Origin of the sequence: Segetibacter koreensis DSM 18137, from assembly GCF_000374045.1 — a bacterium.
GTDB lineage: Bacteria > Bacteroidota > Bacteroidia > Chitinophagales > Chitinophagaceae > Segetibacter > Segetibacter koreensis.
In genome coordinates, this window is sequence record NZ_KB893349.1 from 1 (window position 1) to 11,619 (window position 11,619).

The window sequence follows — 11,619 nt, forward strand, 5'->3', positions numbered from 1 at the left end:
TATGGAGTTATACCAGCTAAACGAGGCTATTTAAAACCAGTAGGTGAATGGAACTCAGAAGAAATTATCGCTCAAGGACCTAAAATAAAAGTAATTTTAAATGGCACTGTTATCCTGGATGGTGACATATCGGAAGCGAGAAAAAATGGTACTGCTGATCATCGTGAGCATCCTGGTCTAATGCGCAATTCTGGACATATAGGTTTCCTAGGACACGGATCGCCTCTTCGTTTTAGAAATATCCGTATAAGGGATTATTCTAAAAAATGAAAATAATTTGAATACACCAAATAAGCAGTAAGGCGCATCTAATTTAATAGCGCTGCCCATATGTTTTCTGTTTAGCAATTGTCCCCTTTTGTGAACCACATTCAAACGGGAAGGAAACCGGAATCGCCAAAAGTTTGCTAATCGATGTTCTATTGAGCATGTGTGAGCGACACCGTATTTTTATTTACTTGGCATCTTATTAATAATTGTCATAGTCTCCACACTTGCTGTACAGACTCTTTTTAGCAAGTCAATCACTCGTTCTCTATAATCGGCGAGCTTGTACGTGTTGAACTTTTCGTATATTCTGGGAACAGAGGATTTCTTTTCTTTGTATTGGTCAAGTTAGTGCGGTTCATCAACTTCTTTGTAATCAGTTTTTTTTTACTACTCTATAATTATCATTCGTTTGGTATCAACCTTTTTATGATCTATATACATTGTATAGTTATAAATTCCTGCAGCTAGTTCGCCTTGTGCTATGGTTAGCTGACCCTGGCCTTTAGAAGCATTATAAACTTTTATGTCCGCGCCTTTAGTATCTGTTATTTTTATTAGTGCCCGGCCCGCGTTATCTTCAACATAATAACCGATAACAGTATTATTTTTTGCAGGGTTGGGTATGTTTTGTTTTAAATAACTTCCCCGTCCTCCCGAGGTAATTGATGTTCCTGCTTTTAACAGCAACGATCTTAATTCATTCACCTCATTTTGTAAGTCTGTATTTTTTCTGTTTAGTTCCTGTATCTCGGCTTGTTGTTCCTGCATGCCTTTAATAACAATAGGTAAGAGTTCTGTATAATTCAATGCTTTAAAGTCTATGTTTTCCGAGGTTCCCGATGCAGTTGGTTTTATTGTTTTTGCACTTGAATCGTTTTTTAAAGACCTCCCCGCCATACGTGTTTCAAAAGTGGTAGCTTTTACTAATTCTGGCAACACTTTTTCTACATCCTGTGCTATAAGCCCGTAATGTTGTCCGGCAGGAAGGTTCATTAGTTTATAATTACCATCGTGTCGGAAGGTGTAGGATTTTGGTTGCAGTTTATTAATGATATCCATTGCGCTGTTTAAATCGATTATATTCTGTTTGAGCTTACTATCGGAGCCCTGGTACATAGCTGTGGTATATACACTTCCATTAAAATAACCAGCATAACCTGATGGGACGTCGGTAGAAGCAGCGATGCCATACTGTTGAGCTGAATACCCATATACACCAGTTCCTCCAGCTCCGTCAGCATATCCGGAAACGCCTGTCCCACTGATTAATTGACTTTGCCCCGCTACCCGGCATTATTTGAAGATGTATTACTTGTATTAACGCCAAGTACCCCAAAGATAGCCCCGGTTCCATAAACCCCTGCACCGTTGGTACTGCTGCCATAAACTCCCTTGCCATTAGTACTGGTTCCGGATACCCCGTTGGCAGCGCCCACTCCTGATACTCCCGTAGCGTTGGTACTATTGCCGTAAATTCCTGTTCCGTTGGTGCTTAGGCCATAAACCCCATACGAACCACCTTGGCTTGTAATACCATACAAAGAACCATTTGCAGTAATAGCAGAATTTCCGAGGATTCCCGTCGTATTATTAACGCTTAGTCCGCCTTCGGATATAGTAAGAGTAGACGTGAAAAGAGAGCTTCCTGCAACCTGTAGTTTTTTGGTGGGCGTATTTGTGCCTATGCCTACATTTCCTGAGACATATAAGCCGTTAGAAGGTGGAGTTGAAGAACTGCCTACTGAAACACCTCCACCTTTATGAACAAGTAATTTAGTTGAACCAGTTACCTGAACGATGAATGGATTTACCCCTATTGCACTGTTAACATGCAAAGTCGCATTGGGGGCGGTGGTACCAATACCTACTCTTCCTGATGTATCAACGCGGATGCGTTCTGAATTTTTTGTGAGAATACGAAGGGGAATAGCATTGGTGGTACCTAACTTTGCAGAAGAGCTTGTGTTAGTGTTTCCTGCAAGGCTCCAATATGGAGAGTTGTTTTGCGCGTTACTTTTTGCAAGAAGTATAAACAAAACTGCAATGGTGAGGCAGATCTTTGGCATGATGAAAAATTTAGAAGGAGCGGTTGAAAGTAACGGGGATGATTTTTCTAGAAGGAAAGGAATAGAAAGATAATACTTAAAAAGAAGACTTTTTAAGATTTTATTGTAAAATATTTTAAAAGCACTTCTTCTCCCTAACTCCCGCACCACCTTCATTGTTTCCACACTAGCTGTGCAAACCCTTTCTAGCACATCAATCACTTGTTCTTTCTAGTCGGCAAATTTGTATGTGTTGAACTTTTCGATTCTGTCGCAGTTGTAAACTGTATATCGTTGTAAGTAGATTTGTTGGATGTTTAAAGGTCACAGTTTTCCTAAAGAAGTTATTCTACAAGCGGTATATTTTAAATTAAGATTCAGTTTAAGTTTTCGGGATGTGGAAGAGTTATTGTCTATTAGAGGAATAAGGGTAGATCATGTTACAATACAAAGATGGGTATATAAGTTTACTCCATTGATTGAAGTTGTATTAAAGAAAAGAAGAAAATTAGTTGGTAATAGCTGGAGGATGGATGAAACTTACATTAAGCTGAAAGGAGAGTGGATGTACTTGTATAGAGCTGTTGATAAGGAAGGAAAGACAGTTGATTTTCTATTAACCAGGAGGAGAAGTAAACTGGCAGCACATAAATTTCTTTTAAAAGCAATTAGTAATAATGGCTGTCCCAAAGTGGTTAATATTGATAAGAGTGGAGCTAATAAGGAGGCTATCAGAACCTATAATAACAGGTCCTTAAAGAAGATAAGGATAAGACAGTGTAAGTATTTAAATAATGGGGTGGAAGGGGATCATAGATTTATAAAGTGGAGAATTCAGAATATGCTTGGTTTTAAGAGTTTTGAATCAGCATCAAGGACCTTAGTAGGAATAGAAATAGTAAGGATGATTAAAAAGGAACACGTTACTTTTCCTAGGTGTACTTATTTCAAAACATTTTGTTCTGTGGCGGTATAATTATCAGCGAAAAAGGATAATACATACTTTTATTTTGACAGACGCGACAAAGCCCTATTCCGATTTATTACTAATTTTACCAGTTTCAAGGAGATGTTGTATGTCCTGGTACTCGTAAAAATGCACCCCTCCAATTTTGCTGTAAGGGATAACGCCTGAAGATTTTAATGTTTGCAAAGTGCCGGGGGAAATTTTAAGAAGCTTTCTTACTTCATGTGATTTCATCCATTTTTTTGGCCCTGCACAAATTTGAGGTTTTAACGCAGTAAGCAGTTCTTCCAATAATTGCTTTTTGAACTGATGCAGATCATCAATAGTTATTAATTGATCAGCATATATCTTTTGAGGATATGGTACATCCTCCTGTTTTCTATATGACTTTTCCATAACTTATCTGTTTATCGAAAGGCTATAATTTTTAGGCTGCACAAATATGCTAATAATAAATAGACGAAAACACTCACAACCCTACCGCTACCCCTCCTAAAGCTATGTAAATCAGATCAAATAATTTTTAAAAATGTATATGATGATAGGGGCTTCATCAATTATTTGAAGGGTATACAAAAAAATGTTTAAGCCTAACGGAAGAACTGTTTCTAGAGGTAGGGAAAAAGAACACGTTCCCCAAAACGAACGTGTTCTTACAGCAAGTCTGTAAATGATTCTAACTGAGCTGTTGACGTCTGGCTCATTAATGTATTCAATATCTTTCGCAGTCAAAGTATTTGTCTGCTTGGCTTTAACGAACTCCTTAGGCTCCTTTCTACTGAATGGAGTGTCTACAGTAAATATCGCTTTAAGAGTTACGTTTGATATTCCTCCTGAACGACACACCCCTAAAGCAATAGACATTTAACTTTTCCGTCTTCCTCCGCTATAAGGTACAATGCCAAGATATCGTAAGCAGACACCTTAACAACTTAAATAGTAGGTTACAACTCATTCATCAATCCTTCGCAAAGATCCTAACAGTCATCCTGAAAGCAAGGTCTTCGCCTTCGTGAACTGCAGCTTGCCACAGGTTTTATAAAAAAAATCTCCACCACCTGTTTCCTTATTTTTCTATCGGTAGGCGGTAGTATTTTTCTCATGAAAACCTTGCTTTCAGGAAGACTGTTTTAGGGCGGGTTGCTACGATAGTATGAATGAGGATTTGCCTCGTTTTCTATCTAATAACAATTAAAATTTAAAGCTATGGTGCTCATTGGCAGAATTACAAAAGATGCAGTTCCTATTATGTGTAGCATATTCACAAAAAGGTTCTGAAATCTTTCCTCTTTAATTAATTCAATAAATTAGCGGGATCCGCCGTGACCCGTTGAGGAAGATAAACAATACCATATATCCGATTTTGATGTCTTTGCAAGACCCTCTACGGGAAAAAAAGCTTTGGACGCAGGGCTTGAAACAGCAGAATTTGTAACGGACGAAGTACACAAAAATCGAGTGAAATTGGAAGCCTTTTAATACGGCTTAAGAGTAAGGCAACTGCTATCTTTTCTACGTCTGAAAATGATGAAACTTATACAAAAAGGTAAAACTGGTCGATGAGGAGTTAATTGTAATCACGGAGATTAAACTAGGGATAGACGAAATAAGTGTTACCGCAGAACTTACAACAGAATGCAAAAATGTTACGAGTTTTTCTGTTTTGACACCGATAAATTTTAAAGTGCACCCGACGCGTATAGCCTAATTTACTCTGTGTGACGATGGGTGGAGATTGGAAGAGAAGCGATAATGTGACAAGTGCTGCGAGTTTAATGCCTCCCCTATACTCTTCCCTGCTTTTTTGATTCTTTTACTAAGACTAATATCCTAAAAAAACCGTCTCCCCTTGAGGGGACGGAAGGGGTGAATTAAAGAAAGCTTTAGTCATGGCTGCGGGTAGCCATGAAAAAGCATTTCACATGGCTAAAATTTTGCGGCATTTTGTTCGTAAATCCTATCCGTCTTACCTTGTTAGAAAGCAATTTTTTTTCCTTTATAAAGATGAAAATAAGTTGTATATAAAGCAGATCATAAAATAGAAAGTGATGCGAAAAATGGATTTATTAAAAAGAATTATTTCACGGCAATAAGCACTCTTTCAATAGCTATTGAAGATATACCTTTCTTCAATTTATTTTCTTATTTATAAAAACATGGCAAAATCTCGGCATGGCATTAATGTGCCTTGTACTGCACATGGCAAGATGTACAAACGTTATACGTTTGACAAACTTGCCACTTCACTCGGAACTCGTGCAGGGGTCATTACAGAACAGAAAAATATTGGTAACGACATAGCTACTTGATGAAGAATCCGGAGAATGAGATGAAACAAACAATTGTGATTATGATAATAAATCATTCTTAGTTGGAACGGCTGGAAAAACTTCAGAAACAAAGTATCAAAAAGTACCTGAGCAATTAGTTACGGAAAGTGGCTTTTCAAAAACCGGAAATAGTTAAATATCATACCTATTCCGTTGACGCTTTTTTAAATGATGCGCTAGAACTTAAAAAAAGTGCTACATGCAATTGGAAAACAATTTTAATCAGGTGGTAAAAAAAATACACGTATTGAACAAGATACCGGAGTTCCGGGAATGGATACTTGACAACCTGCATTATTTCATGCTTCGATAAAAAAAGTTGACGAAATCAAATTGTTAAGAATCAACCCTATGAACAATGGTTGCTAAAATAACAACACAACGAGAGCAATATGGCAATGGGTGTTAACAAAATGAATCGAGTTACCTCACTTGCCAGACCATAGTGATACTAACAATTCAACGTCCTTTAACTTCTAGAGAACGAGTTGTTTGGTTGTGTAAAGGAGATAAATACGAGAGTCAAAGTTTCTAACTTTAGTAGGAGAGTAGCCCAATTTTGAAAGGTAATTGGACGCATTAATTCGCCTGGCATCATTTTATGAATTTAGCTGTTGCAACAAGCAGCATTAATAGCGTTACCTTCTGCTTAAAAATTTATTGTAGTGGAGGAGCGAGAAAATGACAACCTTACTTCCGTCCTATAAGGGAAGATTTTGCTCGAGATCCTCATTTCAGTATTTAATGGGCTGGTTTTAGAACTGTAATAAACTCTTGTTTGCTTAGTCACCGATTGTATTTAACCTTTAAATCAGTAATAATTATCTTCCTGCTTTGCACACAGTACCTTCAATATTCAACAAAAAAAGCTTCATAATTCATCCTATTATTAAAACGTAAAAGCTAATGGGAAAGAAGTAAACTTACGGAAAAGAATTGGTAATTAATACAAGGTTACTCTTAATGCAAAGTTACTCTAATTTTCCTTTTTGATGCTTATGGCCTGAACCTGTTCCTTTGCTTCGAACAAATTTCTTGAATTTCCTTTCTATACTTGCCATATCCGCCGTTAGCTTTTCTTCATCTACATCAGCATAGATTTGCGTTGTAGATATTCTTTTATGGCCCAACATTTTGCTAACGGTTTCCATAGGCACTCCGTTTTTCAGTGTTATCGCTGTTGCGAAAGTATGACGGGCAAGATGAAAGCTCATGTACTTAGTTATCCCACACACTTCCCCGATAATCTTCAGGGATCGATTTACTTCCTGATTGCTTGTATAGGGAAATACCGTTCCCCTATTCACAGCTTTAGGATGATTGATATACTTTTCAACTATGCTTTCAGCAATGCTTAAGACTGGAATGGCAGCATATTCCTCATTTTTTTGGCGATATATTTTGCACCAGAGTCTGCCATTATGATCAGTCTCTAAGTTCTCAGGTTTTAAAGCCATTACATCAGCATAAGCCAGTCCGGTATAGCAACTGAATAAAAACAAATTTTTTACATAATCTATGCTTTTGTTTGTAAATGTTTGCTCTTCGATTCTAACTACTTCATTTAAATCCAGCTTTTTTCTTTTATACTTTTTAAAGTTTAATTTGTAGTCCAGAAACGGGTCATAATGTATCCAGCCTAACTGTCGGCTCCATCTAACCATCTTTTTAACCCTTTCCAGGTGTTTCATAATACCGTTGCCTTCACAAGGATCGTGAAGCTTTAGTGGATTGGTGCGAATAAAATACTCCAGTTCGGTAATAAACTCATGATTTAACTCTTTAAGGTACATGTCATCTTTGCCAAACTTTGACATTAGAAAATTTCGGATGTACTCTCCCGTCGCAACATAGTTCTTCATAGTTCCAGGACTCAGTTTTTCACCTTGCATTTTTGCATGGTATGCGACCAGTTCACTTAGAGAATGACCTTTTTGTTCGACCTGATTTCCTAAAAAAACATCCTTGATTCCTTTTGCAGTAATAGGAAGGTCTTTATCGACCAGAGCTCTGTATTTTTCTTTAATCTTGAACCTTACATTTTCCAGATGCGTGTTGAGAGCTTTTACCTGAGGTGTACGTCCATTAACCTCCTGCTTTTGAACATTCCACTGATTGACAGGTATTTTTTCATTGAGCGAGATTTCTGTTTGTTTACCATTTGCAGTAATACGTACATAGATACCACCAACAGTTGTATCCTTCTTCGTTGGGCGGCAAAGAAGCACAATGCAAATGTGTTGTTTGTTCTCATACAATAACTTTTAAAAGCTTTTAAAATCAATAACACAACTGCAAAAACCACTTAACTCAAAAGTCATTACATGTAGGATTCAAGTTCGAAGGCTGTCGAATCGTATCAAATCATGTCAAAACTTATTGTCTTACAGAACTGATACTCAGTTCTTTAGATCGATTATCGTGAGCTAAAATAGAAAAATTTCAAAAACTCACGATTTAGTCATGAATGATTTGTACTTATTTGAATAGATTTGATATTATTACAAATTTAAAAGCCTGTAAATCAACGTGTTTACAGGCTTTTAAATTTAATTAATCCCTCTTTTGTCGGGATGACAATACGATTATCATAACTCTAAATCGCTCTATTTCAACTTCTTATAAAGTTTCTATTTATTGTGTAACCCAACTGGTAACGCAAATAGTTCAAAGAGTTCAATTGCAAATATCAACAACTTTACTGGAAAATTTAAATCGTAGATTCGTAGAGATAACAGTGGTTTTCTTCGGTCGATTGTTTTGGTTGGCAAATTTGCAATATTGAGCAGTTGCATTTAAAGTCTGGTTTCAATTTCATAAAAAGGAGCTGCTATAAGTTACAGTTCTTTTGGCGGTCCTTCTAACAAAACTATTTTTTTCTTCAACCGCGGTTGCTCTGTTAGTCCCACGTTTATATATTCCATTTTCCGTCATTTCCACCGCTTCCATAATACATACTAAAATTTAAAAATGATCGTTTCTAATATTACTCATCTAAAAAACGTATGACAGATGTAACTGAGGGTGCCGGAGGCATGTGCGGGCGTGAAAGAGCATGAGTATGTTTGATTTTTTTTAATTGATATTTTTCATTAATTTTTTTTGAAAAATGTTAATTTACAAGATGGAAAAAATTTTACTCCGTCTCGACCTCATTAACCATAAAGGGCATGAAAGAGTCATTGCATATTGTGATTATTGTACCGTCTTAAATAAAATACTTAAAGAAATACCGGGAGCAAAATTCAGCATTACCTACCGCAGCTGGCATTTTCCACCGGTAAAGGAAATAGTAGATATATTAAAGGAAAAGATACGTGGGATTGCAGAGTTAGACGTACAACCGCTACGTGAAAAATTGCTGGCCAAAAAGCAACTGCCAGTAATGGTACAGTCGCAGCTTATTAAACAGGATGCTGTCGAATTTTCAGCCAATAATTTACAAGCCCTGCAAAGATTTATCGAAACACTTATTTTAAAAGCATACTCAAGGTCTACCATAAGAACCTACAGAAACGAGTTTAGCCAGTTACTTAAAGAAATACAGGATATACCTGTACAGAATCTGACGGTTGACCATATAAGAAGATACATTTTTTATTGTTTCAATAAGTATAAGATAAGTGAAGCAACAGCTAATAGTAGAATTAATGCTATCAAATTTTATTTTGAACAGGTTTTAGGCAGAGAAAGAATGTTGATAGAGCTGCCTAGGCCCAAAAAACCGCTTCATCTACCAAGAGTATTAGGTGAGAACGAACTAAGTCGACTGTTTAGATCTATCATTAATTTAAAACACAAAGCCATTCTTTTTACCGCTTATAGTGCCGGCTTACGGGTGAGCGAAGTAATGAATTTAAGATTGCAGGATGTGGACAGCGACCGGATGCAGCCGTTTATAAAGTGCAGTAAGGGTAAAAAGGACAGGTACGTAACGCTAAGCCCCATATTGCTGGACGTACTTCGTGCATACATACTTAAGTGTAAACCACGGCCGATTAAATTTCTTTTTGAGAGTAATGAGGCAGGAATGCCTTACTGCGCCCGAAGTGCGCAAAAAATTTTTCAAACCGCCAGGCAAAGTGCTGGTATAAAAAAGGAAGTATCTTTTCATTCGTTGCGGCACAGTTTTGCAACTCACTTGTTAGAAAAAGGAATAGATGTAATATACATAAAAGACATTTTGGGACATTTTAATATAAAAACGACCGAAAGGTACCTGCATGTAAGAAAAGAGCAATTAGTAACGATAATAAGTCCCCTTGATGACCTATGGAAGAAGGGAGGAATAGAAATATAAAAAAACGTGTTTGCGGCACAACAACACAAAAAAGCGAAAGGAAAAGCGTTGATAATCAATTTGAAATTTTTTTAGAAAAATATCCTAATAGCCGCATATTTTCGTGTTTAGCCACAATTTTTATGACGAAATTCCGAACACATTTAATAGTTGGCAAAAAAGAGGCTGACAAAATAAAGCAACTACAAGTACCAAACATAACACTTGAGTTGGTTCCAGAACCTTCAAACTGTTATTGGGAATCAAAAGACGGAAAGTCGAGTTCTATTTCATACGGTGGCAGAGACCCGCATACAATTCGAGAAGACGAAATACCGATGAACGAACTTTTGATTGAGGCTGCTGATGAAGCTGTTTGTCAGGACTTTTTATCAGTAGTTCAAGGAGGAATGTTGTTAGCGTATCCTGACGCTTCAATCATTCATAATTTTATTTTTACAACTGAGTATGATAGCAGTAAAAATTACATATACAGCGACAAGAACTTCTTCTCATACTTAAAAAAATTTGACGATACTGCTTTCGGATGCTTAATTGCTGAAAAGACAATCAAAGACAACCAATTAGTTTATGCAATAGAGAAATATAAAACTAGTATCGGATTAACCTCCTTCAATCCTCGTTCAGCTGACCCAAGATATGGTCAAGTTTTCGACCACTATGACGTAAAACGAGAATACCATACCAAAGCTGCTTTTGCTCTAATTTCTGCGTTTTCAGCTATTGAAGAATTGGGACTCGAAGTTCGCTCAAGTCAAAAGAGGCCAAGATTTACAAATCCTGAAAATGGTGAGTGGAATCCTGACGTTTTAGCTGACATACAAAAAAGATTGAACGAAAGTAATATTCCTAATGATATGACTTTTGATTGGATATATCGAGGAACACCTACTCGTATTGAGCAAGAAATCAAACCATATTTTGGTTTTGACTCTGAATGGACAAAATATGGCGAAGCAGTAAGAGATAAGACATTGACAATGCCTGAAGCAATTCACAATGCAAGCTATTTGAGAAATTTCATTGCAGCACATAAGTTTAATGAATTGACTCAATACATCAGTCCATATGATGTTTTTAATGTTCAGGCTTTAGTACGAGAAATCATATTGAACAAGCTTAACTTATGGCAAACAATGTTAGACCGAAACAAATAAAACTGTGGCTAACATCGTATCCTATGTACCTTTATTAGGAGTTGAGTAAGTTAATATGGTAGTAGATATTTTATTAAAATTTCCTTTGAAAGGGAAAGATTAATGATTGTGATAACCTTTCCCCTTCGCAAGATTTTTTCCTTATTTCAAATATAAATGTTTTTTAAATCAACATATCGAGCATCCTATGAGTAGTCGGGTNATTTTAGTTTTAAAGCTAAAATAAGCGCTACAATTCTCCGTTATGTTTATTGATTTTCACGCTTAGTCCTTGTGTAAGGAGTGGCGTAAAACAGGTGCTACAGTCTTGCGGCAAAGAAAATGCTTCGCTTTTTGATTATTGTACGATGACAAATTTTTGTTTAGTAGTCAGCCAGCGTGTTTTGTTTTTTGATATGTCGGGTTTATTAATATTGTTTCCTTTAAAGTAAGCCCTGCTGCAGTCTTGGCGCAGTATCTTTTATACACCTCATGTTTAGCAGTCAGGGCTCTGGTTATTTTACTATTCCATATTCATACGGTGTTTGATTAATCAGCACGTAACGTATCC

Annotated in this window: 11 protein-coding genes; 5 read left to right on the forward strand and 6 right to left on the reverse strand. The window is 36.6% G+C overall.

Annotated elements, in window-relative coordinates; translation table 11 throughout:
* The coding region (locus tag B154_RS0120950; RefSeq protein WP_018616327.1) for a 3-keto-disaccharide hydrolase at positions 1-270 on the forward strand (270 nt) is incomplete at its 5' end.
* Positions 271-657: 387 nt separating this feature from the next.
* Here B154_RS0120950 and B154_RS0120955 read toward each other — a convergent pair.
* From B154_RS0120955 to B154_RS0120960, 3 genes are read right to left on the reverse strand one after another with little or no spacing between them, the layout of a single operon-like run.
* On the reverse strand, positions 658-1,329 hold the full coding sequence (locus B154_RS0120955; RefSeq protein WP_018616328.1) for a tail fiber domain-containing protein: 672 nt from the start codon (positions 1,327-1,329) through the stop codon (positions 658-660).
* 17 nt (positions 1,330-1,346) lie between these two features.
* Positions 1,347-1,532, reverse strand: a complete 186-nt coding sequence (locus B154_RS32845) for a hypothetical protein (protein WP_169337685.1) — start codon at positions 1,530-1,532, stop codon at positions 1,347-1,349.
* 21 nt (positions 1,533-1,553) lie between these two features.
* Positions 1,554-2,336, reverse strand: a complete 783-nt coding sequence (locus tag B154_RS0120960) for a hypothetical protein (protein ID WP_157580905.1) — start codon at positions 2,334-2,336, stop codon at positions 1,554-1,556.
* A 292-nt stretch (positions 2,337-2,628) separates the two neighbouring features.
* On the opposite strand from B154_RS0120960, the gene B154_RS0120965 reads away from it, so the two are divergent.
* Positions 2,629-3,291 carry an IS6 family transposase gene (locus B154_RS0120965; RefSeq protein ID WP_018616330.1) on the forward strand — a complete coding sequence of 221 codons (663 nt, stop codon included), beginning with the start codon at positions 2,629-2,631 and terminating at the stop codon, positions 3,289-3,291.
* A gap of 54 nt (positions 3,292-3,345) precedes the next feature.
* Here B154_RS0120965 and B154_RS0120970 read toward each other — a convergent pair whose 3' ends face one another.
* Entirely contained in the window at positions 3,346-3,678 is a 333-nt protein-coding gene (locus B154_RS0120970) for a helix-turn-helix domain-containing protein (RefSeq protein WP_018616331.1), read from the reverse strand.
* 111 nt (positions 3,679-3,789) lie between these two features.
* Positions 3,790-4,146 carry a hypothetical protein gene (locus B154_RS0120975; protein WP_018616332.1) on the reverse strand — a complete coding sequence of 119 codons (357 nt, stop codon included), beginning with the start codon at positions 4,144-4,146 and terminating at the stop codon, positions 3,790-3,792.
* Positions 4,147-5,438: 1,292 nt separating this feature from the next.
* Here B154_RS0120975 and B154_RS32570 point away from each other — a divergent pair.
* Positions 5,439-5,591, forward strand: coding sequence for a hypothetical protein (locus tag B154_RS32570; RefSeq protein ID WP_018616334.1), 153 nt, complete (start codon positions 5,439-5,441; stop codon positions 5,589-5,591).
* 992 nt (positions 5,592-6,583) lie between these two features.
* Here the strand turns inward: B154_RS32570 and B154_RS29325 are convergent.
* On the reverse strand, positions 6,584-7,840 hold the full coding sequence (locus B154_RS29325; protein WP_018616335.1) for a site-specific integrase: 1,257 nt from the start codon (positions 7,838-7,840) through the stop codon (positions 6,584-6,586).
* An 896-nt stretch (positions 7,841-8,736) separates the two neighbouring features.
* On the opposite strand from B154_RS29325, the gene B154_RS0121000 reads away from it, so the two are divergent.
* Both B154_RS0121000 and B154_RS0121005 read left to right on the forward strand, forming a co-directional pair.
* A complete protein-coding gene (locus B154_RS0121000) occupies positions 8,737-9,912 on the forward strand; it encodes a tyrosine-type recombinase/integrase (protein WP_018616337.1) in 1,176 nt (391 codons plus the stop codon).
* The gene (locus B154_RS0121005; protein ID WP_018616338.1) at positions 9,885-11,069 is read left to right on the forward strand and encodes a hypothetical protein; all 1,185 of its coding nucleotides are present in this window, start codon (positions 9,885-9,887) and stop codon (positions 11,067-11,069) included. The genes B154_RS0121000 and B154_RS0121005 overlap by 28 nt, the downstream gene beginning before the upstream one ends.
* Positions 11,070-11,619 lie beyond the last annotated feature (550 nt).